This window comes from Marivita sp., assembly GCF_051859345.1.
Taxonomy (GTDB): Bacteria; Pseudomonadota; Alphaproteobacteria; order Rhodobacterales; family Rhodobacteraceae; genus Marivita.
In genome coordinates, this window is sequence record NZ_JBHYFV010000018.1 from 43,035 (window position 1) to 67,728 (window position 24,694).

Annotated in this window: 26 protein-coding genes; 13 read left to right on the forward strand and 13 right to left on the reverse strand. The window is 61.1% G+C overall.

What is annotated here, in order from left to right:
* Nucleotides 1-32 precede the first annotated feature (32 nt).
* A complete protein-coding gene (locus tag ACTIEN_RS12900; RefSeq protein ID WP_439523552.1) occupies nt 33-1,325 on the forward strand; it encodes an MFS transporter in 1,293 nt (430 codons plus the stop codon).
* 125 nt (nt 1,326-1,450) lie between these two features.
* Here ACTIEN_RS12900 and ACTIEN_RS12905 read toward each other — a convergent pair whose 3' ends face one another.
* Nucleotides 1,451-3,220, reverse strand: a complete 1,770-nt coding sequence (locus ACTIEN_RS12905) for a PQQ-dependent methanol/ethanol family dehydrogenase (protein WP_439523553.1) — start codon at nt 3,218-3,220, stop codon at nt 1,451-1,453.
* A 374-nt stretch (nt 3,221-3,594) separates the two neighbouring features.
* Here ACTIEN_RS12905 and ACTIEN_RS12910 point away from each other — a divergent pair, with 374 nt between their 5' ends.
* The gene (locus ACTIEN_RS12910) at nt 3,595-3,849 is read left to right on the forward strand and encodes a hypothetical protein (protein ID WP_439523554.1); all 255 of its coding nucleotides are present in this window, start codon (nt 3,595-3,597) and stop codon (nt 3,847-3,849) included.
* Nucleotides 3,850-3,997: 148 nt separating this feature from the next.
* Here the strand turns inward: ACTIEN_RS12910 and ACTIEN_RS12915 are convergent, their stop codons facing one another.
* Nucleotides 3,998-4,408, reverse strand: coding sequence for a c-type cytochrome (locus ACTIEN_RS12915; protein ID WP_439523555.1), 411 nt, complete (start codon nt 4,406-4,408; stop codon nt 3,998-4,000).
* Between the two features lie 155 nt (nt 4,409-4,563).
* On the opposite strand from ACTIEN_RS12915, the gene ACTIEN_RS12920 reads away from it, so the two are divergent.
* Both ACTIEN_RS12920 and ACTIEN_RS12925 read left to right on the forward strand, forming a co-directional pair.
* Nucleotides 4,564-5,541 carry an ABC transporter substrate-binding protein gene (locus ACTIEN_RS12920; protein ID WP_439523556.1) on the forward strand — a complete coding sequence of 326 codons (978 nt, stop codon included), beginning with the start codon at nt 4,564-4,566 and terminating at the stop codon, nt 5,539-5,541.
* A 2-nt stretch (nt 5,542-5,543) separates the two neighbouring features.
* On the forward strand, nt 5,544-6,215 hold the full coding sequence (locus tag ACTIEN_RS12925) for an ABC transporter ATP-binding protein (protein ID WP_439523557.1): 672 nt from the start codon (nt 5,544-5,546) through the stop codon (nt 6,213-6,215).
* Here the strand turns inward: ACTIEN_RS12925 and ACTIEN_RS12930 are convergent.
* The 6 genes from ACTIEN_RS12930 to ACTIEN_RS12955 form a co-directional block, all read right to left on the reverse strand.
* On the reverse strand, nt 6,212-6,766 hold the full coding sequence (locus ACTIEN_RS12930) for a tetratricopeptide repeat protein (RefSeq protein WP_439523558.1): 555 nt from the start codon (nt 6,764-6,766) through the stop codon (nt 6,212-6,214). The two genes, ACTIEN_RS12925 and ACTIEN_RS12930, sit on opposite strands and share 4 nt — an antisense overlap.
* Nucleotides 6,767-6,819: 53 nt before the next feature.
* A complete protein-coding gene (locus ACTIEN_RS12935) occupies nt 6,820-7,611 on the reverse strand; it encodes an ABC transporter permease (RefSeq protein ID WP_439523559.1) in 792 nt (263 codons plus the stop codon).
* A complete protein-coding gene (locus ACTIEN_RS12940) occupies nt 7,608-8,324 on the reverse strand; it encodes an ABC transporter ATP-binding protein (RefSeq protein ID WP_439523560.1) in 717 nt (238 codons plus the stop codon). The genes ACTIEN_RS12935 and ACTIEN_RS12940 overlap by 4 nt, the downstream gene beginning before the upstream one ends.
* A 142-nt stretch (nt 8,325-8,466) precedes the next feature.
* Nucleotides 8,467-8,913 (reverse strand): hypothetical protein, encoded by a 447-nt coding sequence (locus ACTIEN_RS12945; RefSeq protein WP_439523561.1) that lies wholly within the window; start codon nt 8,911-8,913, stop codon nt 8,467-8,469.
* Between the two features lie 74 nt (nt 8,914-8,987).
* Nucleotides 8,988-9,956, reverse strand: a complete 969-nt coding sequence (locus tag ACTIEN_RS12950) for a YVTN family beta-propeller repeat protein (protein ID WP_439523562.1) — start codon at nt 9,954-9,956, stop codon at nt 8,988-8,990.
* A gap of 84 nt (nt 9,957-10,040) precedes the next feature.
* The gene (locus ACTIEN_RS12955; RefSeq protein ID WP_439523563.1) at nt 10,041-11,219 is read right to left on the reverse strand and encodes an ABC transporter substrate-binding protein; all 1,179 of its coding nucleotides are present in this window, start codon (nt 11,217-11,219) and stop codon (nt 10,041-10,043) included.
* 175 nt (nt 11,220-11,394) lie between these two features.
* Here ACTIEN_RS12955 and pedF point away from each other — a divergent pair, with 175 nt between their 5' ends.
* The 6 genes from pedF (at nt 11,395) to ACTIEN_RS12985 (ending at nt 17,395) form a co-directional block, all read left to right on the forward strand.
* Entirely contained in the window at nt 11,395-12,093 is a 699-nt protein-coding gene (pedF, locus tag ACTIEN_RS12960) for a cytochrome c-550 PedF (protein WP_439523564.1), read from the forward strand.
* Nucleotides 12,094-12,097: 4 nt separating this feature from the next.
* Nucleotides 12,098-12,994, forward strand: coding sequence for a transporter substrate-binding domain-containing protein (locus tag ACTIEN_RS12965; RefSeq protein ID WP_439523565.1), 897 nt, complete (start codon nt 12,098-12,100; stop codon nt 12,992-12,994).
* A gap of 84 nt (nt 12,995-13,078) precedes the next feature.
* Nucleotides 13,079-13,618, forward strand: a complete 540-nt coding sequence (locus ACTIEN_RS12970; RefSeq protein WP_439523566.1) for a CoxG family protein — start codon at nt 13,079-13,081, stop codon at nt 13,616-13,618.
* A gap of 60 nt (nt 13,619-13,678) precedes the next feature.
* Nucleotides 13,679-14,164, forward strand: coding sequence for a (2Fe-2S)-binding protein (locus tag ACTIEN_RS12975; RefSeq protein ID WP_439523567.1), 486 nt, complete (start codon nt 13,679-13,681; stop codon nt 14,162-14,164).
* Between the two features lie 55 nt (nt 14,165-14,219).
* Nucleotides 14,220-16,595 carry a xanthine dehydrogenase family protein molybdopterin-binding subunit gene (locus tag ACTIEN_RS12980; RefSeq protein ID WP_439523568.1) on the forward strand — a complete coding sequence of 792 codons (2,376 nt, stop codon included), beginning with the start codon at nt 14,220-14,222 and terminating at the stop codon, nt 16,593-16,595.
* A 14-nt stretch (nt 16,596-16,609) separates the two neighbouring features.
* Nucleotides 16,610-17,395: an FAD binding domain-containing protein gene (locus ACTIEN_RS12985; RefSeq protein WP_439523569.1), complete on the forward strand. Its 786-nt coding sequence runs from the start codon at nt 16,610-16,612 to the stop codon at nt 17,393-17,395.
* A gap of 101 nt (nt 17,396-17,496) precedes the next feature.
* Here ACTIEN_RS12985 and ACTIEN_RS12990 read toward each other — a convergent pair whose 3' ends face one another.
* Nucleotides 17,497-18,369 carry an FAD:protein FMN transferase gene (locus ACTIEN_RS12990; RefSeq protein WP_439523570.1) on the reverse strand — a complete coding sequence of 291 codons (873 nt, stop codon included), beginning with the start codon at nt 18,367-18,369 and terminating at the stop codon, nt 17,497-17,499.
* Complete coding sequence (locus ACTIEN_RS12995; RefSeq protein WP_439523571.1) at nt 18,366-20,477, reverse strand: 4Fe-4S binding protein; 2,112 nt, start codon at nt 20,475-20,477, stop codon at nt 18,366-18,368. The genes ACTIEN_RS12990 and ACTIEN_RS12995 overlap by 4 nt, the downstream gene beginning before the upstream one ends.
* Before the next feature lie 88 nt (nt 20,478-20,565).
* On the opposite strand from ACTIEN_RS12995, the gene ACTIEN_RS13000 reads away from it, so the two are divergent.
* The gene (locus ACTIEN_RS13000; RefSeq protein ID WP_439523572.1) at nt 20,566-21,315 is read left to right on the forward strand and encodes an ABC transporter permease; all 750 of its coding nucleotides are present in this window, start codon (nt 20,566-20,568) and stop codon (nt 21,313-21,315) included.
* A gap of 79 nt (nt 21,316-21,394) precedes the next feature.
* Here ACTIEN_RS13000 and ACTIEN_RS13005 read toward each other — a convergent pair whose 3' ends face one another.
* Both ACTIEN_RS13005 and ACTIEN_RS13010 read right to left on the reverse strand, forming a co-directional pair.
* The gene (locus ACTIEN_RS13005; protein WP_439523573.1) at nt 21,395-21,862 is read right to left on the reverse strand and encodes a hypothetical protein; all 468 of its coding nucleotides are present in this window, start codon (nt 21,860-21,862) and stop codon (nt 21,395-21,397) included.
* A 127-nt stretch (nt 21,863-21,989) separates the two neighbouring features.
* Nucleotides 21,990-22,523, reverse strand: coding sequence for an REP-associated tyrosine transposase (locus ACTIEN_RS13010; RefSeq protein ID WP_439523574.1), 534 nt, complete (start codon nt 22,521-22,523; stop codon nt 21,990-21,992).
* 116 nt (nt 22,524-22,639) lie between these two features.
* On the opposite strand from ACTIEN_RS13010, the gene ACTIEN_RS13015 reads away from it, so the two are divergent.
* A complete protein-coding gene (locus ACTIEN_RS13015) occupies nt 22,640-23,371 on the forward strand; it encodes an RlmE family RNA methyltransferase (RefSeq protein WP_439523575.1) in 732 nt (243 codons plus the stop codon).
* A 29-nt stretch (nt 23,372-23,400) separates the two neighbouring features.
* Here the strand turns inward: ACTIEN_RS13015 and ACTIEN_RS13020 are convergent, their stop codons facing one another.
* Nucleotides 23,401-23,604 carry a hypothetical protein gene (locus ACTIEN_RS13020; RefSeq protein ID WP_439523576.1) on the reverse strand — a complete coding sequence of 68 codons (204 nt, stop codon included), beginning with the start codon at nt 23,602-23,604 and terminating at the stop codon, nt 23,401-23,403.
* 175 nt (nt 23,605-23,779) lie between these two features.
* Between ACTIEN_RS13020 and ACTIEN_RS13025 the strand changes: the two genes are divergently transcribed.
* On the forward strand, nt 23,780-24,694 hold the full coding sequence (locus tag ACTIEN_RS13025) for a 3-keto-5-aminohexanoate cleavage protein (RefSeq protein ID WP_439523577.1): 915 nt from the start codon (nt 23,780-23,782) through the stop codon (nt 24,692-24,694).

A 24,694-nucleotide genomic window follows, 5' to 3' on the forward strand; every position in this document is an offset into this window, starting at 1 on the left:
TGCATGGTGGCAACTACGTCGATGTTGCATGCATGGCAACCGAGATAGAGTTTTCCTTCGCAGCGCTAACCGGTCCGGCGCGACGGCACATTCGGGTGTTTCAGACACACCAATTCCTTGACCGTTTTGCGATGGGTCTGACGGTCGCCGTTGTTGTTTTGGCGTTGACGGACCGAGGCATGGACCTCTTTCAGATTTCACTTCTCTTTGGGGTCTACTCGCTCACGACGATGGCGATGGAACTGCCGTTTGGTGGTCTGGCCGACAGCATTGGCCGCAAGCCTGTCTTTTTGACAGCGGTCGTCGCCAGCTTGATTTCGCTTGCGCTCTTTCTGTCAACAAGCGATTTCTACGTTCTGGCGCTATCATTTGCATTCATCGGTTTTGGACGGGCGCTTCGATCGGGAACGCTCGATGCATGGTTTGTTGAGACGTTCAAGACCGCTGCGCCAGATGTCGATGTCCAACCAGCACTCGCCAAAGCGCAATGGGCCAATGCCGTGGGGTTGGCCATTGGGGCCGTCCTGGGAGGTCTGCTGCCCGATGTCTTGGGCACGGTTGCGAAAGGACTCGGGTTCAGCATCTATGATGTGTCCTACGCGGCAAGCTTTGGTGTGATGCTGGGCGTTCTTGTTTTCACGATGTTGGCCATCGTCGAAAAACCGCGTCTGAAGAACGCCAATGCACTCAAACACGGGTTCGCAAACGTTCCATTGGTGATCAAAGACGCAGGCCTTCTTGCCCTGAAGCATCCTGCATTGTCGATACTTCTGGCATCGCTGGCGTTCTTCCTGATGGCGACCAACCCGGTCGAGGTGATCTGGCCGACCCATGCAAAACCCATGTTGGACGAGGGCTATGCAAACACTGTCATTGGTGTCGTTACAGCGACCTATTTCTTCTCCATCGCTTTCGGCGCATTGCTGTCCCCGCGCATCAGTCGGATCTTCAAGCGGCGGCACGCAATAACGCTTGCGGCGACTTTTGCCTGCTTGGCGTGTGTTCAGATCGCGTTGGCGCTACAGGGCGGAATCATCGGCTTTGTGATGGTATTCGTGCTGTATTCCGTGATCCTTGGTGTCAGCGAAACGCCGGCCAGCAGTATTCTGCATCGCTGCGTAGAAGACCGTCAGCGGTCGACCATGCTGTCGCTGAGGTCGTTGATACAACAGTTGGGGGCGGCATTGGGTTTGGTTTTGGCCGGGGCCGTCGCCGAAATTTACTCTACGCCTATCGCATGGATTTTCGGTGCGATGTTTCTTTTCATTGCAGGGATACTAACCTTGGTGTTGGTCAAACGATTGGCCGCAGAAGCCGATGGCTGACGTTCATGCATCATGCAGCATTGGTCAAAGTGGGCTCATGCCAACCCTTCACCGCACCACCCGCCCCTGATACGAAAAACGGCGCACCCGAAGGCGCGCCGTTCTATCTCACCGTCCCTCGGGGATCAGTTGGCCGAAGCCAGCTCTTTCGGCAGGCGGAAGGTCCAGAGCAATCCCCCCTGGTTCAGGTAGTTGACCTTCTTGGCCACCTCACCCCCCCAAAGTGGAACCGCGCCACCCCAGCCCGAGATGATCGAGACATACTGCTCGCCATCCTGGTCCCAGGTGATCGGCTGTCCGACGATGCCCGAGCCGGTCTGGAACGACCAGAGCTCTTCCCCGGTTTCATCATCCAGCGCCAGGAACTTGCCCTCGGGTGTGCCGAAGAACACCAGGCCACCGGCGGTGGTCATGACACCGGACCAGAGCGGGGCGTCGTTCTTGTATTCCCACTTCCATTCTCCGGTATCCGGGTCGATTGCCTTCAAAGACCCGATATGGTCCTCGTAATTCGGCTTGATGGTGAACCCGGACCCCAGATAGGCTGCACCCTTCTTGTAGGTGATCGGCTCGTTCCAGATGTCCATGCCCCATTCGTTGGACGGCACATAGAAGTTGCCGGTCCTCTGCGAAAAGGCCATCGGCATCCAGTTCTTGCCACCCAGGAAGCCGGGGGAGGAGAACACGACATCGCCTTTCTTGCCATCCGCCGAGGCGGTTGGATCGCCGGGTCGGTTGTCCTCGACGAAGACCGGGCGGCCATCGTCGCCGATGTCAGACGCCCACGAGATGTCCTTGACGAACGGATAGGCATCGACAAACGCGCCATCCTCGCGGTTCAGAACATAGAAGAACCCGTTCCGGTCGGCGGTGGCATAGCGCATGTTGCCCGCGCGGTCAGTATAGGAAACGACCTCGTTCACCCCGTCATAGTCCCAACCTTCGCGCGGCGTGGTCTGGTAATGCCACTTGATGTCGCCGGTCGCCGGGTCGATGCCCAGACGGCTGGCGGCGTAAAGGTTGTCACCCGTGTTGCCCTCGGTAGGCCCGCCCGCATTGCGCAGGTGGCTGTTCCACGGCGCGGGGTTGCCGGTGCCGAAGACCAGCGTGTCGGTGTCGGCATCATACGACCCGCCCAGCCAGGTGGCGCCGCCGCCCGTCTTCCACATGTCGCCCGGCCATGTCGCGTTAAGCGTGCCGGTCATGGTGCTTTCTTCGCCATTGAGCATGCCCATATGGCCTTCGATCACCGGGCGTTCCCAGACCAGATCGCCATTTTCGACATTGCGGGCCTGAACCGATCCGACAATGCCGAATTCGCCACCCGAATTGCCGGTGATCACCAGATCACCCACGACCAGAGGCGCCGCCGTGTAGGAATATCCGGCCTTGTAATCATTGATCTGGTCGCGCCACACCACGTCGCCGGTCTTGGCATCCAGCGCCACGATCCGCGCATCCAGCGTGCCAAAGATCACCTTGTCGCCCGCCAGAGCCGCGCCGCGGTTGATCACGTCACAGCAGGGCAGGATGCCTTCGGGCAGACGTGCGTCGTACTGCCAAAGCTCTTCGCCGGTGTTCACATCCACCGCGTAAAGCCGCGAATACGACCCGGTGATGTACATGATGCCATCATAGACCAGCGGCTGCGTCTCCTGACCGCGCTGCTTTTCGCCACCAAGGCTGAACGCCCACGCCGGAACAAGGTTCTTCACGTTTTCCTTGTTCAGCGTCTCCAGCGGTGAATAACGCTGCAAATGCCGCCCCATCCCGTTGGTGACGACCTGGTTGGTCATCGTCTGGTCATTGGCAAGCATCTCTTCGGTCACACCCTGGGCAAACGCGCCTGACGCGGCGAGTATGCTGGCTGTGACGGCGGCAACAAATCTGTTCATCCGTATTCCTCCCGTGAACGTTCGGTTGCAAAAATCCGGTTGCACAGGGGCGCAATCGGATGATTGAAGGCAGTATAGGGATGCCGAAAATTTGTTGTACGAGACTTGGGTCGTAAGACCTTTGGGATGTTGACAGGGGGTCAACGCGTTTATCCAACGGCGCGAATCACCCTGTGCGGGCAGTGTAAAACCGGCGCAACTCTGGGGTGCACTTGGCGGGCCGACGCGCAAACGATGGGTGTGAAAAAACCGTGGAACCGGAAAAAACGAACCCACAGGCCACGCCGACACGATAAATTCACGGACCCAGAGATGCGCCTCACGCGTTGGTCTACAAAGGCTGCTTGGCGAACAGATCGAAAAGGAACACCTGCATGAACGCTCAAATGATCGCTGCCGTGATCCTGTTACCCTTCTTATTTGTCTTCATCTACGCGGGCATCCACGAATACCTTCGCTACAAATCCGAAGGAAGCGCGAGTTACGGACTTGTCTACGACGAAGAAACCGGAACCACCCACGTCACCGGAATCGCCGAGGGCGAAGAGGCCTATGACCCCGACGAATTCGATCCCGGAAAATTCAACGATCCGGAAAACCCGACCGAGGATGAGACCGACAAAACATAAGCGGCGGGGCAGTCCACGAATAGGCTGCGCGCGTGCAGGCCCTATCAGACCGAATTAAGAAGGGAGGGAGACATCACCCACCCGACGTCACTGAATCAAACCTTGTCGACAAAGCGGCGCGACCAAGTAACCGCGCCGCCCAACGCTCTCACTTCGAAATCGCCGAATTGTCCTGCGTCGTAATCGACACGAGATAGGCGAGGATGAAATCCTGCACCGTCCGGTCCTCGATTCCGACATGGCGCATCTTGGTGCCGGGCATGAAACCGTCATTGTCTTCCATCCACGCCCGCAGCGCCGCGGGTGTCCACACGATGCCCGAGGCTTCCAAAGCGATCGAATAATCGTAATCCTCATACGTTCCCGCACCGCGCCCCACGACATTCTCCAAAGGTGGTCCGTAAGACGCATCCGTCGGCTCCACCGCGTGGCAGCGTCGGCACTCAGTCTCGAACAGAGTCTGACCTGCGTCGATCTTCACCTGCTCAAAGGTGGTGTCGCTGGCAAAGGCGGGCAGGGCGCAAAAACTGGCGGCGGCAATCAGGGCAAAACGGGTCATCGGAGGCTCTCCTTCTAAAAGATGCCCCAACGTAAGAATGCCTCCGGCGCGCCAATATGATCCACATCAACACATTCGACCATGGGCCACATCCTTTGGTCGTATTTATGCAAGAAAAGCCGCTGCTACTGTACAGGCAATCATTCTGGGAGGACATGATGAGCTTTTTCTCCACCATCCGTGCGACCTCTGTGGCGCTGCTGGTCTGCGCCGGTGCTGCCAGTGCCGAAACTCCAGTGCTGCGGGCTGCCGTGCTTCAGGCCGGGACCGTGAACTGGGAACTCGACACGCTCAAACACAACGGTTTCGACACCGCCAACGGGTTCGAACTCTCCGTGCAGGGTGTCGCCGGAGGCTCTGCCGCGCAGGTCGCGTTTCAGGGCGAAGAGGTCGATGTCATTGTCTCCGACTGGCTCTGGGTTGCACGCCAACGGGCTGAAGGCAGGGATTACATCTTTGTTCCCTATTCCAAGGCCGTGGGCGCGCTTCTGGTCCCCGAGGGCAGCGCCGCCACGTCGCTCTCCGACCTCAAGGGTGGCAAGATCGGCATTGCCGGAGGCCCGCTCGACAAAAGCTGGCTGATCCTGCGCGCCTACGCACAAAAGAAATACGGCATGGACCTTGTGACCGAGACCGAACAGGTCTTTGGCGCACCGCCCCTGATCTACAAGACCGGTCTTCAGGGCGAACTGGATGGTGCGATCAATTTCTGGCACTTCCTTGCCAAGATGGAAGCGGGCGGCATGACGCCCCTGATCACCGTCGATGACGCCGCGCGCGAACTGGGGCTGGACCCGGAAACGCCGCTTCTTGGCTATGTGCTGCGCGGCGAAATGTTGCGCGATCATCCCGAACTGGTCAAGGGATTGGCCGCCGCCAGCCGCGCCACCAAGGATCTGCTGGCCAGTTCCGACGCCGAATGGGACCGCTTGCGCCCCCTCATGAACGCCAAATCCGACGCCGAATTCGCCGCGCTCAAGGCCGGGTTCATCGCAGGCATTCCCGTCGATCAACCCGTCGACGTGGACGCAGCGGCGCGGATGCTGGCCCTGATGGCCGATCTGGGCGGCGAAAAGCTGGTCGGCGCGGTCACAACCTTGCCCGAAGGCGTTTTTGTCCAGCCGGGAAGCTGACCTTGGCATCGGCCGGGACACTCACGCTGGTGAGCAACCGCGACACCCCGCACCGGGCCGATACCGCTCCGCCGGTTCTCTCTGTCACGCTTGATGGCATGGTGTTCGACGGCAAACCCGTGCTCGGGTCCATTGACCTGACCCTCGCGCCGCGCGAAACCGTGGCGATCACCGGCCCGTCCGGCGTGGGCAAGACCACCCTGATGCGCATCATCGCCGGGCTGGAACACCGCCATGACGGCCATGTCTGCCGCCCCGCGAAACTGGCGATGGTGTTCCAGGAACCGACCTTGCTGCGCTGGCGCACAATCGCCGACAATCTGCGCATCACGTTGGGCCTGACCCCACAGCAGATCGCCTTGGCTCTCGAACAGGTCGGCCTTGCGGGCCGGGGCAATTCGTTCCCCGATCAACTCTCGCTTGGTCAGCAACGCCGCCTGTCACTGGCCCGCGCCTTCGCCGGAAAACCCGATGTGCTCTTGATGGACGAACCTTTCGTCAGTCTCGATGCGGACCTGTCTGACGAGATGATGACCCTCTTCGAGCGCCTCCGCGACAGCCACCCGGTCGCCACGCTGCTCGTCACCCACGCCATCCCCGAGGCGGAACGCCTTGCCACGCGTATTATGGAACTGTCAGGTCAACCGGCCCAGTTGAAACCGCGCCAGCACTAGAAAGCAGGCGCGTATTTCCAGTTATCCGCATCCGGCGTAACCTCATCCAGATCATACTCCGCGCCCTGCAACCGCTTGGCCACTGGCAAGCCCTCTGCCGCAGCCTCATCGATATATTGCCGCCCCAGCGCCTCGTCCTTGGCGATGCCGTGCCCGCGCATCAGGTTGAGCCCGTGGTTGAACTTGCCCACTCGGTCGCCCAGTTCCGCCGCCTGCTGGTCCCAGGCGGCACTGGCATCGGGGTCATACTCCCCGCCCAGCCCGTTGTTATCGAGCTGGCTCATCCAGGTCATCGCCCCAGTATAGCCCGCATTGGCACAATTCTCGAACAGCGCCCGCGCCGTCGCGTGATCCCCGGACTTGGTCATCATGTACCCGGTCGAACAGAGCACCATGCCGGTCTCACCTTTCTCGGCACGGTCCAGCATGGATTGCCAGGTCATCTCGTCGGGGTTCAGCACACCCCCCGGATCATCGTCCTCGGGTTCGGCCCAAAGGGCGGGGGCACTCAGCGCAAGCGCGCAGCTCAACGGGATCAGGAGATGTCTCATGAGGCAATCCTAGCGCAATCCACGCTTTCAATCACCCTTGCTATGGTCGTAGATCACCCCTTGCGCGTCATCATTCCGCGCGCCGGGTCATATCCCCATACTGCAAGGGCCATGAAGGCTAGAGTCGCCAGCAGCGTCCACAAAAGCGCCATCGGGTTCACCTCGACATATAGCGCAAAGCGGATCAGCTCGACCGCGTGGGTGAACGGATTGGCCGCGCAGATGTCGTGCAACAGCTCCGAACTCTCCGCCATCTTCCACAGCGGATAAAGCGCAGAGGAGAGGAAAAACATCGGGAAGATGACGAAGTTCATAACCCCAGCGAAATTCTCCAGCTGCTTGATGAAACTCGACAATGCCAGCCCCAACGCCCCCAGCATCAACCCGGCCAGCAGCAACGCGGGCAGGGCAGACACATAGCCCCAGCCGGGCAACGTGATGTCAAACAGCCACGCCACCAAGAGGAACGCATAGACCTGCAGGATCGAAATGATCGTGCTTCCCAAGAGCTTGCTGAACAACAGCCACGCCCGCGACACCGGCGCCGTCAGTAAGAGCCGCATCGACCCCATTTCTCGGTCATAGACAAGGCTCAGCGACGATTGCATCCCGTTGAACAACAGGATCATCCCGCAGAGCCCCGGCACGATATAGGTCTCGTAGGTGATGTAGGTCTGGTAAGGTGGGCTGATCGACAGCCCCAACGCCGCCCGGAACCCGGCGGCAAATACCAGCAACCACACCAAGGGCCGCACCAACGCCGCCACGAACCGCTCGCGCTGATGTACGAAACGCAGCGCCTCCCGTAGCACGATGGCCCGCATCGCGATAAGCGCGTGCCTCATGCCTCGGCCCCCGTCATCTGCACAAAATACTCCGGCAGGGGGGCCTCGCCCCGCAAATCACCACAACGCCCATCCGCCAAAATCCGCCCGCGATGCAGCAAGATCACCTGGTCGCCGTCCGACACCTCGTCCGTCAGATGTGTCGCCCACAGCACCGTCACCCCGGTCTCGGCGCACAACTCATGGATATGCCGCGTCAGCCCTGCGCGCGTGGTGGCATCCAGCCCGACCGTCGGTTCATCCAGCAAAAGCACCTTTGGTTCATGCAATAGCGCCCGCGCGATTTCGGTCCGTCGCCGATGACCGCCATTCAGGCCGCGCGCCTTTTCTCCGGCGCGTTCCGCCATACCGAGCCGGTCCAGCGCCCTTTCTATCCGGCGATCCGCGTCCCGTCCCGAGATCCCGTGCAGCGCTGCGAAATAGCGCAGGTTCTGGCGCACCGTCAGGTCGAGATCGAGCGTCGTCTGCTGAAACACCACACCCAGATCGGCCATCGCCGCCAATGGAGCAACCCTCAGATCATGCCCGGCAATGGAAATCGACCCGCCCTGTGTCCCGAAGAGCCGCGTCATCAGGGAAAACAACGTCGATTTGCCCGCGCCATTCGGCCCCAGCAAAGCTGCAAACCGACCGGGGGCGACGCCGAACGACACATCGTCCAGCGCCGTCTTCGTGCCATAGGAAAACGACAGCCCGGAAACCTGCAAACTCATCTGCGCCGACCGTCCTGTCTTCTCTGGTTCAAAATTGCCTCGGGGGAGCGCTAAAGGTGCGGGGGCAGAGCCCCCACATTTTCCGTTAACGGAAAATCTAGGATGCGTCGACGCATCGTTCGCGCCATAACCTTACGTCCGCCTATTCTATGGTGATTCCCAACCGCTGCGTTTCCCCGGTCGAGCCGGGAATGCGCAGGAAATATTCACCGGGCTTGATCGCCACGAAACCGATTTCCATGGAGCCGGCATCGTCGAACTCGATGGAATTCACGCCGATGGGCCGGATTTCCAGATCGTTCACCACGATTTCGTCGATCCAGATCGCGCGAAAGAACTCCGATCCCTCCAGCGCCAGCTCCGCCGATCCGTCGCCCTCGATCTCGAACTCGTAATAGGTGCCCGAAGTCAACACCCAAGGCGCCTCTGCCAAAGGCATGCCGGAACTGAGCGTGATCGGCGGCAGTTCGGCCTTGTTGGCCGAAGACAGGATACCGGCGCGGCCCCAGTCTTCGCGGGGGGCGCCATCGGCAAGGACAAGCGCGGGGGTGAGTAGGGCGAGGCCAAGGGCGGCAAGGGTCTGTTTCATTAAAAACTCCGTCATGTGTGAAACTTGATTACTGTGGGGTGACAAGCTGAAAGGGGATGGTTCGGTGCGACCGCTCACTCGGTTGGCCGGAACGCAGCCCCCCAGGGAAAACGGCCCACCTTGATGCTCTTGATCGCCTTGCGGCTGGCCACATCGACCACGGTGACGTCGCCGGACACGCCGTTGGTGGTGAAAAGCTGCGTCCGGTCGGCGTTGAAATCCATGTGCCAGACACGGCGACCGACAAGGATGTAGTCCTCGACCTCGTATGTGTCCGAATTCACGACGGCGACATGGTTCGACGGCCCGAGCGCAACAAAGGCATGTGTGTCCCCGGTGGTGAACTCGAACCCCACCGGCTGCACCCGGTCGGGGTGGATGTTGGCGACCTCGAAGTTGATCTTGGCCTTCTCGGTCTGGGTCGCCACGTCGAACACGGTGATCGTGCCGCCGATTTCGGAACTCACCCAAAGCTCGGTGCCGTCCTTGACGAATTCGGCATGGCGGGGGCGCGAATCCACCAGAGTGTTGGCGAACAATTGCTGGGTTTCGGTGTCGATCCAATGCGCCATGTTGGTGGTTTCCGAGGTGGTGATGGCGATCTTGCCATCGGGGCTGACCGCCATGCCCTCGGGTTCGATGCCGACGTCGATCTGCGCCACGACGGTGCGCGTGACGGTATCGACCACGGTGGTGATCGCATCGTCTTCGTTGGCGATGTAAAGATGCCGGTCATCCGGGGCCAGCACGAACTGTTCCGGGTCTTCGCCTGACGGCAGGTCATGCAGGATCTCGCCCGTGTCCGGGTCCATCACCTGCACCGAATCGCTGTCGGAGGCGCAGATATAGACAACCGAGAAATTCTTGGAGAAGGTGATCCCGCGCGGGCGTTCGCCGGTTTCGATGGTGCGCACGACTTCAAGCGTCTCGATGTCGATCACGCTGATCGTGTCGTCTTTTTCATTGGTCACCCAGATCTCGTCCGCCAGGGCTGTGGTTGATAGCAGGGCAGCGGTCAGGGTGGTGAGGATCGGCAGTTTCATGAGCGTCGGTCCTTTTGGTTGGTGATGGACTGGGGGCGCTGCCCCCAAACCCCCGGAGTTTATCTGGCAAGATGAAGGGGCAGGTCAGTTCTGAAAGGCGGTGCAGCCGCTTTCGGGTTGATCGAGGCCCAGCGTGTCCAGTTCGGTGCGCTGGTGCAGGAAGCCGTCGAGTGGCGCCTGCGCCACCAGCGCGCGTTCATGCACCAGGGGGATCGGTTGGCGCAGCTGGCCGTTCCAGCTGCGAAAGGTCAGCGGGCGGCCCTTGAAGCCGGCAAGTTCGAAGGCGTCGGACAGCATGTAGGTGCGCAGGGTTTCGGCATCTGATGCGCCTGTGCGGGTGACGGCCTCTCCGATGGCGCGCAGGGCGGCCCAGGTGGCATAGTCGCGATCCTGCATCGGGCGCTCGGCCAGGTCTTCGAACCGGGATTGAAGCTGTGCGGCGCCCCAGGCCTCGACCACGCGGTGCCATGTGACCGGGCGCAGCCCTTCGGAGCCGGCGACGGGGCGGGGACGCCAGGTGTTGAACGAGATGTAGCGCGCGAAATCATCGGCTGCGTCGGCCACCAGCAGCACGTCGTATTCGCCCAGATCCTGGGTGAAGAGCGGCACCTCCTGGGACGCGTTGCGGCGCATGTCGGCGTTGAAGGCCCAGGTCTTGCGCGCGCCGAAGGACAGCCCGAACTTGCGCGCCGCGGCCTCCAGCGTGTCAGCCCAGGCCTGGTCGTCTGGGCGGTCGCCCGCGATCAGCGCGATGTCGTCCCAGCGGCGCTGCACGAAGAACTGCATCAGCGCATCGGCTTTCATCGCGTAGGAGGGCAGGGTGTGCAGAAGGTTCGCCCGGCACAAATCATCGCGCAGCGCGACGTCCGCTGCCCCGGCGTTGAACAGCAGCGCTGCCGCTGCCTCGGGAAGATCGGCCACCGCGGTCACCTTGTCGGCTGGCGCATCCAGCACCAGAAGATCGCCCTCCGCCAGTGCCGCGCGGGCGGCCTCTGCGAAATCTCCGTCGGGGGCAACCTCGGTCACGGCGAGCGTGTAGGTCTGCCCCAGGAAACGCCCGGTTGTGATGTTGTCTTCAAGTCCAAGCTCGGCGCCCCGCAGGCCCAGGTCTTCGGGGATCGGGTCGAGGTTCGACAGGGTTGGCGGCGCTTCCACGACCTGCTTGAGATAGTGGATGTTCACCTCGACCTGGGCGTTGGCGGTCGAGCCGAGGCCAAGGCCCATGGCACAGGCAACGGCACACGCAAAACGTGATTTACGCATCAATCTGGTCCTCCCTGCACAACGGTAGGCTGAGGATGTGAAAAGAGGAAATACGACCATTGTCTTGGGCCAAATGGACCGGAATCGGCCGGTCGCGCCACGAAAGTCCAATACCCGCATCGAGAGGGTCTGGGTACATATCCGGCAAGACACTGTTGTGCCTGAGGAGGACCCCATGACCGCTTTCACTCTCAAATCCGCATGCGCCGCACTGGCGCTGAGTGCCGTTGCCACGCTTGTGCAGGCGCATGGCGATGTGGCCCCACAGGCGGTCGATACGGCTGGCTTGCCGGAAACCGGCGACGACTGGCTGACCGAGAACCCGTACCGCGCCGAAGCTGTCGGGGAAGAGGTCTGGGCCCGCGCGGTCGAGATCGGTGCGTCGGGCTACAACCAGAACTGCGCGCGCTGCCACGGGCTCGAAGCGATTTCGGGTGGACTGGCCCCCGATGTGCGCTTCCTCGAGGCCGAGGAATACGGCGATGAGTGGTATATCGAACGCTTCCGTTTTGGATACACGCAGAACGGCACCACCAAGATGCCGGAATTCGGTGAATTGCTGGGCCAGGATGCCGCCTGGGCGATCCGCACCTATATCGAAACCCGCCCCGACGACGTCTCGATGGAAGAGGTCGCGGATGAACTGAAGGCGCTGCGTGACCAGATCGTCGGATACGCGTCCGATGCCTCGACTGCCGATGCCGACGCGCTCAAGACACGCCTGTCCGAAATCGCGGCCAATATCGAGACCGTGTCCGGTGCGCCCGTTGCCGACAGCGCAGCCTATCGCGCCGCAAATCTGATCGACGGCACCCAGGAGGCCTATGCGCGCGCTGCCGAGGCCTTGACGATTGGTCTCTCTGCGGCACATTGATCCCATGATGCGACTGCGCGCGATCTTCACGGCAACCCTGCTGGTCCTGGCTGGTCCGGCACTGGCCAGCGATCCCTGTGCCGATTTCATCCCCCAACCCAAGCCGCAAAACGCCGGTCGCGACATTGTTGGTCAGGACATTGACCAGATCATGGATAGGGGCTTCATGACCTTTGCGGTCTACGAAGACTATCCGCCCTATAGCTGGGAAGAGATGGGCACCCCTCGGGGCATCGACATCGACATCGCCCGCATCATCGCCTCGGATATCGGTGTTGATGCACGCTTCAACTTCATCACTGCCGGTGAGAATCTTGATGCGGATCTGCGCAACCACATCTGGAAAGGCCCGGTGGTGGGCGGTGCGGTGTCCAATGTCATGCTGCGCGTGCCTTATGACAGCGCCTTCAATTGCCGCGTCGAACAAGTGGTGTTCACCGGCCAGTACATGACCGAAAGCATCGCCATCGCCTATTCCCAGGCGGACTATCCCGATGGTGGCCCGGTCCCGGCCTATTTCCGCATCGACACGGTGGCGGTCGAGAACGACTCCATCGCCGATTTCTACCTGACTGGCTTTGCCGGCGGGCAGCTTGCCCAGGGCGTGCGCCGCTATCCAACCATGCAGGATGCGATGCAGGCTTTGGCCGATGGCGAGGTGATGGCGGCTATGGGGCCGCTGGCACAGCTTGAATTCGGGGTGGTGGACGGGATATCCATTCATCAACCACCTCTTCCGGGGTTTGCAAAATCGAAATGGACCTTGGGAACCGGCAGTCATTTCGCGTATCGTGGCCTGAGTTACAGCGCCGATGACGCCATCCTCGCGGCCCTGTCCGACGGACGGATCGCCGCGATATTTGAAAGCTACGGGCTGACACATCAGCCGCCAGACCGATAAAGTTCACATCCGTGTTAAGCCATTGGTCTTATATGCCCCTTGGGTCCGACCCCCTAGGCTGACCATCAAAGAAGGATCAAACCGATGCACATGACCGATTCCCGCACAATTGCCGCCCCCCCGGAAGAGGTGTGGGCCGCGATCCTGGATCCCGAGGTGCTCAAGCAATGTGTGCCCGGATGCCAGGAAATGTCCGGATCGCCGGAAGACGGGTTCGAAGCCACCGTTGTCCAGAAGGTCGGCCCGGTGAAGGCCACCTTCAAAGGGTCCGTGACGCTGACCGACATGGTGCCCCATGAATCCCTGAAACTGTCCGGTGAAGGCAAGGGCGGCGCCGCCGGATTTGCCAAGGGCGGCGCGGATGTAAGACTGGTCCCGGTCGAAGGCGGCACCGAGCTGCACTACGAGGTAGAGGCCAAGGTCGGCGGCAAGCTGGCACAGCTGGGCAGCCGGATCATCGACGGGTTCGCCAAAAAGATGGCCGACCAGTTTTTCAGCAACTTTCAGAACGCCGTCGAAGGCGCCGGTCAGGAAGCGGGCGAAGACGCGGCCACCGCGGATGCCGAAACCGGTGACGCGGATGGCGAAAAGAAAAAGGGCTGGTTCAAGAAGCTGGTCACTTGATCGGCATAAGGTTCTGAAACACAATCGAAATAGAAATAGAATATCGACGGGAGGAGTTTAATGACCAAGGTAACGATGACGGTAAACGGAAAATCCGTTTCCGGCGAGGTCAAGGGCAACACGCTTTTGACCGAGTTCCTGCGCGAAGATCTGCGCCTGACAGGCACCCATGTGGGCTGTGATACGTCTCAGTGTGGCGCGTGTGTGGTTCATGTGAATGGCGAGGCTGTAAAGTCCTGCACCATGTTCGCCTCCGAGGCGGATGGTTCAGAGGTCAAGACCATCGAAGGCATGGCCAATGCCGACGGCTCGCTTGGTGTGATCCAGCAGGCCTTTCAGGAACACCACGGTCTGCAATGCGGCTTCTGCACGCCGGGCATGGTGATGTCCGCTGCGGCCCTGCTCAAGGACAATCCCAAGCCGACCGAGGCCGAGGTGCGCGATTATCTTGAAGGCAACATCTGCCGCTGCACAGGATACCACAACATCGTCAAGGCGATCATGGCCGCATCCGGTCAGGACGTCCCTGCGGTTGCGGCAGAATAAGTCATAAATGTAGGGTGTGTGCTTGCACGCACCGCTCCAAGGGAGGAACACCACTATGCCGAAGGATCATGGCATTGGCGCAAGCCCGAAGCGGCGTGAAGACGTCCGCTTTCTGACTGGTGCTGGCAATTACACGGACGATATCAACGTCTTCGGACAGGCTTATGTCCACTTCCTGCGCTCCGATATGGCGCATGGGAAAATCAACAAGATCGACACCAGCGCGGCCGAAGCCATGCCGGGTGTCGTGCGGATCTTCACAGGCGCCGATTTCGAAGGCGTTGGCGGTCTGCCCTGCGGCTGGCAGGTGACGGACAAGCATGGTGAAGTGATGAAGGAACCGGGGCACCCGGTTCTGTGTCAGGGCAAGGTGCGCCACGTTGGCGATCCGATCGCCGCTGTTGTCGCGGACAGCCTCGAAGAGGCCCGCACCGCAGCCGAAGCGATTGTCTTTGACATCGAGGAACTTCCCGCCGTCGTCGACATGAACAAGGCGCTCGAATCCGGTTCCACCAAGGTGCATGACGATCTGTCGGACAACCTCTGCTATGACTGGCAGTTCGGCACCGACACCGAAACCACAGATGCAGCGTTCAAGAACGCGGCGCATGTGACGACGCTGGAACTGGTGAACAACCGCCTCGTCGCCAACCCGATGGAACCGCGCGTCGCCGTGGGGGACTATTCCCGCGCGCGGGACGAGCACACGCTTTATACCACGTCGCAAAACCCGCATGTGATCCGTCTTTTGATGGGCGCGTTTGTTCTGGGTATCCCCGAGCACAAGCTGCGCGTCGTCGCGCCTGACGTGGGTGGCGGTTTCGGCACCAAGATCTTCCATTACGCCGAAGAGGCGTTCTGCACCTTCGCCGCAAAGGCCTGCAACCGCCCGGTCAAATGGACGTCGACCCGGTCCGAGGCGTTCATGTCCGACGCGCATGGCCGCGACCACGTCACCAAGATCGAACTGGCGCTCGACAAGGACAACAATTTCCTTGCCGTGCGCACCGACACCAAGGCGAATATGGGCGCGTACCTGTCCACTTTCTCGTCCTCGGTGCCGACATGGCTGCATGGCACGCTGATGGCAGGCAACTACAAGACGCCGGCCGTTCAGGTGAACGTCAAAGCCGTCTTCACCAACACCGTGCCGGTCGACGCGTACCGTGGGGCAGGTCGCCCCGAAGCGACGTTCCAGCTGGAACGCGTGATCGACATGGCCGCGCGCGAACTCAAGGTCGATCCGATCGCCCTGCGCCGTCAGAACTTCATCACGCAATTCCCCTACGCCACGCCGGTCGCCGTCGAATACGACACCGGCGACTACGAAGCGACGATGGCCAAGATGGAAGAGCTGATGGACATTCCCGGCTTCGCCGCCCGTCGCGCCGAGTCCGAGAAAAACGGCAAGCTGCGTGGTCTTGGCATCAACTGCTTCATCGAGGCTTGCGGCATCGCACCGTCGAACCTTGTGGGCCAGCTTGGCGCCCGTGCCGGTCTTTACGACGCGGCCACCGTCCGGGTGAACGCAACCGGCTCCATCTCGGTGATGGTCGGCGCACACAGCCACGGGCAGGGGCATGAAACCGTGTTCCCGCAAGTCGTGGCTGAAATGCTGGGCATCGACGAGAGCATGATCGACATCGTGCATGGCGACACCTCCAAGATCCCCTTCGGCATGGGCACCTACGGCTCGCGCTCGCTGGCGGTCTGCGGATCGGCAATGGTCCGGGCGACCGAGAAGATCATCAACAAGGCCAAGAAGATCGCGGGCCACCTTCTCGAAGCGTCCGACAGCGACATCGAGCTCAAGGACGGCATGTTCAGCGTTGCCGGCACCGACAAATCGGTCGCCTGGGGGGATGTGACCCTCGCTGCCTATGTGCCGCACAATTACCCGCTTGAAGACATCGAACCGGGGCTTGAAGAAACCGCGTTCTACGATCCGGCCAACTTCACCTACCCGGCAGGCGCCTATGCCTGCGAGGTCGAGGTTGATCCCGACACCGGCCACGTCAAGATCGAAAAATTCGTCTCGGCGGACGATTTCGGCAATGTCGTGAACCCGATGATCGTCGAAGGCCAGGTCCATGGCGGCATCGCCCAGGGCATTGGCCAGGCGCTGCTTGAAAACTGTGCCTATGACGAAAACGGCCAGCTTCTGTCGGCGTCCTACATGGACTACGCCATGCCCCGTGCGGACGACCTGCCGCACATGGCCGATTACGTCGTGGACCATTCCTGCCAGACGCCCTGCACGCATAACCCGCTTGGCGTCAAAGGCTGTGGTGAGGCCGGGGCCATCGGCTCTCCGCCCACAGTGGTCAATGCGGTGATTGACGCGCTGCACTCGGGTGGTCACACTCATGTTTCCCATATCGATATGCCTGTGTCGCCCTCGCGCGTCTGGGCTGCGATGAACGGCCAGTAAGGAGGGCTTCAGATATGTATAGCTTTGACATCCAACGGCCCACATCCATCGCGGATGCGGTGGCAGCCCTGGCGACCGACGAAGCCCAACCACTGGGCGGTGGGCAAACGCTCATCCCGACGCTGAAGCAGCGTCTGGCAGCCCCCTCGGTGCTGGTCAGCCTGACGGCCATTGCCGAAATGAAAGGCGTCTGCACCGGCGACGACGGCGCGCTCTGCATCGGTGGTGGCACGACCCATGCCACCGTGGCCAAAGAGGCGACCGCTTATCCGGGCCTCGCGGCGCTTGCGGGCAATATCGGCGATCCGGCGGTCCGCAATCGCGGCACCATCGGCGGCAGCCTTGCCAACAACGACCCCTCTGCCTGCTACCCGGCGGTGGCTTTGGCATCGGGCGCAACCATCGTGACCAACAACCGCTCGATTGCGGCGGATGACTACTTTCAGGGCATGTTCGCCACCGCACTGGACGAGGGTGAAATCGTCACCGAGGTCCGCTTTCCGGTGCCGGAAAAGTCCTGCTACATGAAGTTCGAACAACCCGCCTCGCGCTTTGCTCTGGTCGGTGTGTTCGTCGCCAAATACGCCGACGGCGTGCGGGTCGCTGTCACCGGCGCGTCCGAAGAAGGTGTTTTCCGCTGGACAGAGGCCGAAGCAGCCCTGTCGGCGAATTTCTCGGCGGATGCGGTGCCTGCTGCACCTTCGGGCGATGGCATGATCTCGGATCTGCATGGCTCCGGCGCGTATCGTGCGCATCTGGTTGGGGTCATGACCAAGCGGGCAGTGGCTGGCGCAAGCTGATCACGTTTCCCGAACAACAGATCAAAGCCCCGGTTATCGACCGGGGCTTTTTCTTTTGCGGCTCTGCCCCAAACCCCGGGATCGTTTTGAACCAGAGAAGATCAGACGGTCTGGATGTTCCCGTCGCTGTCTACAAGCGTGATGCGGTGTAGCTTTGCAGCCAGCTTGAGCCGTCGAAGCGCATTCAGATCCATGAACACCGCTGCCGTTGACAGGGCATCCGCCATTGTGGCCGATGGCGCCTCGATGCTGACGGTGGACCAGAGCGGCAAGTCCCCACGCGGACCAAGGATATGGGTCTGATCGCCCAACACCATTGCCGCGGGGCTGGACGTGGCAATCGCCATATCACGCAGGCTGCGCGTTCCCAGGTGGCCATAGACCGGGTCTGCAAGACCAAGGGTGAACGGCCCACCGATCGCCGCCTGTTCGCCGATATTCACCAGCGCCTGAGTTGCGCCATGACCGACCAGCATATCGCGCATCACATCCGTGGCGAACCCTTGGGCGATCCCGTTGAAGGTCAGTGCCTGACCTTGTTGCAGGGTGATCGTCCGCTTGGACCAGCGCACGCGGGACCAGCCAAGCGCCTGCCGTGCGTGGTCTGTATCGCGACCCAGCGCCAGAGCCTCCCACAGGGGTTGGATGGATGGATCGAACAAGCCACCGCTGGCACGGTGCGCTGTATCGGCGCGCGCCATCAGTCTTTGCATGAGGCTGTTCGGGTTGGACAGGTGCCCCATTCTGTTCAACTGCGACAGGTCAGAGGTCGCTTTGAACAGGCTGAATGTCTGCTCTATCGTGTGAAGCAGGCGCGGAACATCCGACAGCGCGGGCTCTGTCATCTCGCGCGGCCCGTGCAATGTCACCGACACCTCCGCCCCCAGCGCCTGACCCGACCATGTGGCAGCCCGCGCTCCGGCAGGGGCACAGGCAAAGGCGGCGGCAAGGGTGATGAAGCGGCGTCGTTTCATTCGGCAGGCACCGTGTTGGGATGGCCCAGAGTGCGTGGCACGCGGCGACCGGCGCGACCTTTCAGGATCAGCGGAACACATTGCTCCGAGTCGTCATGGATGGTCACGCAATCAAGGCATTGGAAACATTCGGAATACTGAATCGCGCCTTTGGGTGTGATCGCGCCGTAGCTGCATTTGACCTTGCACAGCTGGCAGGGCGATCCACATTCCACCCGGCGCGGAATCCACCGTCGCAGGTGCAGCACGCCACCAATCGCCATCAGCGCGCCCAACGGGCAGAGGTAGCGGCAGAAGCCTTTGAAGACAACCATGCCCAGCACCAGCCACAGTGCGGCGTAGGCGACGTAATACCATTCGCGCACGAAAAAGGTGGTGATAGCCGTCTTGAACGGTTCGATTTCGGCGGCCTTGTCCATGTAGGACGGCACGAAGAGCGTCACGCCGACCAGCCCGGCCAGCGCCACGTATTTCAACGACTTCAACCGCGCATCCCAAAGCGCGCTTGGCTCGATTCTTGGCAGGCGCAGCAGCCGTCCCAGATGGTGCGCAAATTCCTGCATTGCGCCGAACGGACACAGCCATCCGCAGAACAGCCCGCGCCCCCACAGCACAAAGCCGAGGATCGTCACCGCCCAGATCAAGAGCGAGAACGGATCATAGAGCAGGAACCCGAACGATCCGCCCGCCCTCGTGGTTTGCAGCGCCGCCAGCGGTGTCACGATGGACAATTGCCCCTGTCCCCACCAGCCGATGAAGCCAAGCACCATTGCAAGGATCGTCAGGCGCACAGGTGTGAACGCCGCCAACCCCGCAAGCCAGCTTTGCGCCCCCAGCAGCACCGCCACCAACAGCGTCAGGAATACTGCCAGCACGATCAGATCCGTTTGACGGTTCAGGATCGCCTCTTTCCATGGCGGGAGTTTCTTCACCACGACGGGGCGGGCAAAGAACCTGTCATCCGTCACATGGCTGGCGGTCAATTGCACCGACCCGATCTCGGGCTGGAACATCCCGTGTTCGCGCACAGCCTCCACACTCATCGTCCAGTCGCGTGTCGGATCGAAGCCCAGCCGCCGGTCGGTGCGCAGGATCATCGCCACACCATCGTGCAACGCATCCGGCACGGCATCGCTCAACTCGACGAACAGATCCGCATCGCGCAGCGCCACCGGGAACCCGTCCTGATCCGCGCCGATCCAGTCCGGCGCCGTATTGCGCACAAAATCCTCTGACACCAACCCATGCCGCCCGGTCTCGATCACCAGGATCGGCTCGTCGAAGGTCGAGATCGACATGAACCGGTCCAGGTCTTCCAGCGTATCCTCGTCCAACAGCACCCGCGCGATCGACCTTGGCCCCACATCCGCGATCCACAGATCAAGGTAGGGCGCGTCGGGATCATCCAGCGCTTCTGCGTCGTCATCCTCCCACACCGTGCCGTCGAACAAAGCCTGCACCTCTGCATTGGTCGCCACCCGCCGCGTGATCAGCCCCTGTGTCACCAGATCATCCCACGTCAACACCTCGACATAGTCCGGGTTCGGGTACGCCGGTGGCCCCGACGCAATCCCCTGCATCTTCTCGCGCGCCACCTGCAACGCAGCCGCCAATACCGACTCGTGTGCGATTCGCACCGAGGCCGTGGCCTTGGTCACACCATCGAGATAGACCAACTGTCCGCCGCCATCGCCCGCGCCATAGGGCGTGCCAACCACGAGGGAATCACTGATCGAATGCCCGCGATACTGCTCGAAGAACGCATGGAACGGCGCCTGACCCAGACCCGACACGAAGATCGGTTCGTTATGGTCCAGAAGCTGCACATCCAGGAACCGCCCATCAAGATCCAGCACGACCAGCACGTTGATCGGCGCGCCGGAAAAGCCGGGCAGGGCGGCCATCGGCTCGGTCTGGAACACATAGCCCGCAGGCGCGCCGCCCGAGTTGAGCAATTCGTACACCCCATCCTCGGAAATCAACTCCCCAAGGCTCATCGGCGCGTAAATCTTCGCCGCGATCTCGTCCTCGGACAACACTTCTCCGACTGCGCAAACGGCGCTCACACACCACAAAACCGCGGCGAGGATGAAATGGAAGCCTCCCATGACCGCGACCATAAAAGCGCTGCCCGCATAGCCCTATTGGACCTTCGTCCAAGAGCCACGACGCCCCGCGATCCCCTATGCTCCCCCCATGCGCGCACCACCCCATGTCACCCTGATCTCGCTTGCCCTGCTGATCGCCGCCTGGACGCTCGGCGCCTGGGCGATGAACGACGCCGACATCCTGCCGACCCCCGTCGCCGTCTGGCACGAGATCGCCGAGGAAAGCGCCTCCGGAGACCTCTGGTATCACATGGCCAATACCCTGCGCCGCGTGGCCTTGGCCTTCGCGCTCGCCATGACAATCGGCATGACCCTCGGCCTCGCCATGGGCCGGTCCGAGCGGCTCAACATGTGGCTCGACCCGTGGGTCACCGTCTTCCTGAACCTGCCCGCGCTGGTGATCATCGTGCTCTGCTACCTCTGGATCGGGTTGAACGAGGTCGCGGCCATCATCGCTGTCGCCCTCAACAAGACCGCCATGGTCACCGTCACCATCCGCGAAGGCGTCCGCACATTGGACCGGGGCGTCCGCGACATGGCCCAGGTCTACCGGCTCAGCCCCATGACCCGCCTGCGCCACATCATCTGGCCCCAGCTTGGGCCGTTCGTCGCCACCAGCACCCGCAACGGGCTGGCCGTGATCTGGAAAATCGTGCTGGTGGTCGAGTTCCTGGGCCGCTCCAACGGCGTCGGCTTCCAGATCCACCTCTATTTTCAGCTCTTCGACACCGCAACCGTCATGGCCTACGCACTGGCCTTCACGGGGGTTATGCTAAGCATCGAGTACGGGCTTGTGCAGCGGTGGGAGAGGGGGGCGAATGCGTGGCGGCGGGTGTGAATTGTGCGGTGCGTGAAATCACGCACCCTACACCCGAAAAACGCCGTAGGGTGCGTGATCGCACGCACCATGCAACGTATCAATCTATAAGAGCCCTTACCTCTGAGAACGACGTCGACAAGCGGTAATCCCAGATTTCCCAAGTGTTATTAAGTTGAAAAGCCTCAAGATAAAGAAATAGCCCGTAGCCATCGCCGAAAAACGCCGTCAGTTCTTGCCTATGATTCTCATTGAGAGAAGCGTCCAACATCGCAAAGCAATCTGAAAAGCCGTTTGGAAACGCAGAACTCAATGTCGAAACATCCTTTTCTGTGTATTCAAGGCGACTCCCAACAATTGTAGGTGTCGAGATCTCGTGGAAGAAAGTTTCGTAGTCGCCGTTGAGAATCTCAGTTGCCAAGTCGCGAAACACCTGCGGTTTTTCGTTATCCTGGCAGCCGCCAGCTTGACCTTGTGAACCCAACGCCAACATCGCGGCGAATAATCCCGTTGACAGTTTCGCGTTGAATCCGGTCGGAGCTGTTGCGTTGATGAGCGCGATGATCATGTATCTTTCAAGCCTTCACCATTTCATGGGTATCTTCCAACCTAACGGTTCAGTTCTTTTTAGGGAATGCAATTCATAAACACATGTCCCAAAAAAAAGTCGTTGGGTGCGTGCTCGCACGCACCACTTAAATCGCGTCTTTGCTTACCCTTCGAAAACTCGAAAACGCCCAATCCTCCGGTCTCTCCACCAATCCATGCTTCACCGGATTGACCCAACAATACTGCAAATGCGCCGTATAATCCGCCTCATCCCGAATGTGATGCTCCCAGAACCGGCGTTGCCACACGCCGCGTTCCTGTCGTTTGACATGGCTGGGTCGCAGCACCCCTGCGGGAACATCGCGTGAGAACCGAGATTTGATCAAGCGCCATCGCGTCGGATAGTCAGTATCGCCGTCTGGCAATCGCCAGATGCAATGCATGTGATCGGGCAGGACAACCCATGCATCAATGTCAAACGGTCTTTCATTTTTCGTCAGGCGGACAGCTTGCCGAAGAAGGTTGATTTCCCGGATGAGCAGGTCGCTGCTTCGATCCGCCAAGGTAACGGTGAAGAAGATCGGCGCATTGGCGAGTTTGGGGCGGCGGTAGTTGGACATGTCCGAACCATGTCGGTGCATGGTTAATTTGTGGTGAAAGTGGTGCGTGAAATCACGCACCCTACACAAATCCCGTAGGGTGCGTGCTCGCACGCACCGTCACCATCAACTCCCCCATGACCTTCCCCCAAACCCATGCTACACCGCCCTCCAAACCACCACCAAAGGGCACTCCCATGGCCAAGACCCCGACCGGCAAGACCCCAGACGGCAAGAACACCTCCGGGCGCGGACAGCGTGACCTCAAGGTCAAGGTCAAGTCCGCGCGGGGCCGCAAGCTGTCCTCGACGCGCTGGTTGCAGCGGCAGTTGAACGACCCGTATGTCAAGCGCGCGCAGGCCGATGGCTACCGGGGCCGCGCCGCCTACAAGATACTCGAACTGGACGAAAAGTACCGCTTCCTCGTCCCCGGCGCCCGCGTTGTCGACCTGGGTGCCGCCCCCGGTGGCTGGTGTCAGGTCGCCGTCAAACGGGTGAACGCGCTTGGCGAAAAGCCGGGCAAGAAGATCGGCACCGTCCTCGGCATCGACCTGCAAGAGATGGATCCGATTGCCGGGGCCGAACTCCATGTGCTCGACTTCCTCGACGAAGGTGCCGACGATCAGGTCAAGGACTGGCTCGGCGGCCCCGCCGATGTCGTCATGTCCGACATGGCCGCCTCAAGTTCCGGTCACAAGCAGACCGACCACCTGCGCATCATCCACCTGTGCGAAACCGCCGCCCAATTCGCCTTCGACGTGCTCGAAGAGGGCGGCACCTTCGTCGCCAAGGTGCTGGCCGGCGGGGCCGAGGGCGAGTTGCAGAAGCTGCTCAAACAGCGCTTCACCAAGGTCGTGAACGTCAAGCCACCCGCCTCAAGATCCGACAGTTCCGAGAAATTCGTCGTCGCGACCGGCTTCAAGGGCTGACCGACCGGGGCAACCGTACGTTTCGGGGTCTACCGTACGGATGAGTTGTACGGTTCGACCGTACGAAGCGACCGGTTCGCCCGCTCCCGCAGGGCCAGCGCCACGTCCGGGCGCAGCGTGTCCGACACCTCTCCGGCGTCGCGCAACAGCGTCTGCACGTTCCGCTGCCGCAGGAGTTCGAACAACCGTTTCAGCCGCGCATCCGCCGCCCGGAATTCAGGATAATGTCGCATGAAGCCTCCCCAGGCGGTCTGACATGTCGATGGTAATACCCTGATATTGCGGTGCTTTTGGGTCGAAACTGTGGCAGGGAGGCGGGCGGAGAAAAACGTCACGCCCGGTCGCAAACCCCATTGCAATCAAAGCGTTTCCCACCCAGTCTGACCCGAAAAAGCCAAGGGACAGCACATGCCATTATCCATGACCCAAGAGGTCTTCATCACCTGCGCCGTGACCGGATCCGGCAGCACCCAGAACCGCAGCCCCCACGTCCCGAAATCCCCAAAAGAAATCGCCGACAGCGCCATCGCCGCCGCCAAGGCCGGTGCGGCGATCGTTCATTGCCATGTCCGCGACCCGGATACCGGCGCGCCGTCGCGGAAACTTGAATATTATCGGGAAGTTACGGATCGGATTCGCGATTCCGAGGTGGACGTGGTGCTCAACCTCACCGCCGGGATGGGCGGCGATATCACCTTCGGATCGACCGAAAAACCGCTCCCGGTGGACGCTGATGGCACCGATATGGCGGGTGCAACCGAGCGCGTCGCCCACATCGCGGACTGCCTCCCCGAGATCTGCACCCTTGATTGCGGCACAATGAATTTCGCCGAGGCCGACTACGTCATGACCAACACTCCCGGCATGTTGCGCGCGATGGGCCGCATGATGACCGACCTCGGCGTGAAGCCAGAGATCGAGGCCTTCGACACGGGGCATCTCTGGTTTGCCAAGGAGCTGGTCAAGGAGGGCGTTCTCAAAGACCCTGCTTTGGTGCAACTGTGCATGGGTGTGCCCTGGGGCGCGCCGAACGACCTCAACACCTTGATGGCGATGGTCAATAACGTGCCCGATCTCTGGACCTTCAGCGCGTTTTCGCTTGGGCGGAACCAGATGGCCTATGCAGCGGCGGCGGTTCTGGCGGGTGGTCATGTGAGGGTCGGGTTGGAAGACAATCTGTGGCTCGACAAAGGCGTGCTCGCCACGAACGCGCAACTGGTCGAACGGGCTGTCGGCATCGTGGAAGGCATGGGTGCCAAGATCATGGGGCCGCAGGCGGTTCGGGACAAGTTGGGCGTGACCAAACGCGCGCCGCGAGGCTGA

Excerpts from the sequence above, each read along its gene's own strand:
- ACTIEN_RS12900 (WP_439523552.1), top strand. The coding sequence starts at position 33 with ATGGCAACCGAGATAGAGTTTTCCTTCGCAGCGCTAACCGGTCCGGCG.
- ACTIEN_RS12905 (WP_439523553.1), bottom strand. The coding sequence starts at position 3,220 with ATGAACAGATTTGTTGCCGCCGTCACAGCCAGCATACTCGCCGCGTCA.
- ACTIEN_RS12910 (WP_439523554.1), top strand. The coding sequence starts at position 3,595 with ATGAACGCTCAAATGATCGCTGCCGTGATCCTGTTACCCTTCTTATTT.
- ACTIEN_RS12915 (WP_439523555.1), bottom strand. The coding sequence starts at position 4,408 with ATGACCCGTTTTGCCCTGATTGCCGCCGCCAGTTTTTGCGCCCTGCCC.
- ACTIEN_RS12920 (WP_439523556.1), top strand. The coding sequence starts at position 4,564 with ATGATGAGCTTTTTCTCCACCATCCGTGCGACCTCTGTGGCGCTGCTG.
- ACTIEN_RS12930 (WP_439523558.1), bottom strand. The coding sequence starts at position 6,766 with ATGAGACATCTCCTGATCCCGTTGAGCTGCGCGCTTGCGCTGAGTGCC.
- ACTIEN_RS12935 (WP_439523559.1), bottom strand. The coding sequence starts at position 7,611 with ATGAGGCACGCGCTTATCGCGATGCGGGCCATCGTGCTACGGGAGGCG.
- ACTIEN_RS12940 (WP_439523560.1), bottom strand. The coding sequence starts at position 8,324 with ATGAGTTTGCAGGTTTCCGGGCTGTCGTTTTCCTATGGCACGAAGACG.
- ACTIEN_RS12945 (WP_439523561.1), bottom strand. The coding sequence starts at position 8,913 with ATGAAACAGACCCTTGCCGCCCTTGGCCTCGCCCTACTCACCCCCGCG.
- ACTIEN_RS12950 (WP_439523562.1), bottom strand. The coding sequence starts at position 9,956 with ATGAAACTGCCGATCCTCACCACCCTGACCGCTGCCCTGCTATCAACC.
- ACTIEN_RS12955 (WP_439523563.1), bottom strand. The coding sequence starts at position 11,219 with ATGCGTAAATCACGTTTTGCGTGTGCCGTTGCCTGTGCCATGGGCCTT.
- pedF (WP_439523564.1), top strand. The coding sequence starts at position 11,395 with ATGACCGCTTTCACTCTCAAATCCGCATGCGCCGCACTGGCGCTGAGT.
- ACTIEN_RS12965 (WP_439523565.1), top strand. The coding sequence starts at position 12,098 with ATGATGCGACTGCGCGCGATCTTCACGGCAACCCTGCTGGTCCTGGCT.
- ACTIEN_RS12970 (WP_439523566.1), top strand. The coding sequence starts at position 13,079 with ATGCACATGACCGATTCCCGCACAATTGCCGCCCCCCCGGAAGAGGTG.
- ACTIEN_RS12975 (WP_439523567.1), top strand. The coding sequence starts at position 13,679 with ATGACCAAGGTAACGATGACGGTAAACGGAAAATCCGTTTCCGGCGAG.
- ACTIEN_RS12980 (WP_439523568.1), top strand. The coding sequence starts at position 14,220 with ATGCCGAAGGATCATGGCATTGGCGCAAGCCCGAAGCGGCGTGAAGAC.
- ACTIEN_RS12985 (WP_439523569.1), top strand. The coding sequence starts at position 16,610 with ATGTATAGCTTTGACATCCAACGGCCCACATCCATCGCGGATGCGGTG.
- ACTIEN_RS12990 (WP_439523570.1), bottom strand. The coding sequence starts at position 18,369 with ATGAAACGACGCCGCTTCATCACCCTTGCCGCCGCCTTTGCCTGTGCC.
- ACTIEN_RS12995 (WP_439523571.1), bottom strand. The coding sequence starts at position 20,477 with ATGGGAGGCTTCCATTTCATCCTCGCCGCGGTTTTGTGGTGTGTGAGC.
- ACTIEN_RS13000 (WP_439523572.1), top strand. The coding sequence starts at position 20,566 with ATGCGCGCACCACCCCATGTCACCCTGATCTCGCTTGCCCTGCTGATC.
- ACTIEN_RS13005 (WP_439523573.1), bottom strand. The coding sequence starts at position 21,862 with ATGATCATCGCGCTCATCAACGCAACAGCTCCGACCGGATTCAACGCG.
- ACTIEN_RS13015 (WP_439523575.1), top strand. The coding sequence starts at position 22,640 with ATGGCCAAGACCCCGACCGGCAAGACCCCAGACGGCAAGAACACCTCC.
- ACTIEN_RS13020 (WP_439523576.1), bottom strand. The coding sequence starts at position 23,604 with ATGCGACATTATCCTGAATTCCGGGCGGCGGATGCGCGGCTGAAACGG.
- ACTIEN_RS13025 (WP_439523577.1), top strand. The coding sequence starts at position 23,780 with ATGCCATTATCCATGACCCAAGAGGTCTTCATCACCTGCGCCGTGACC.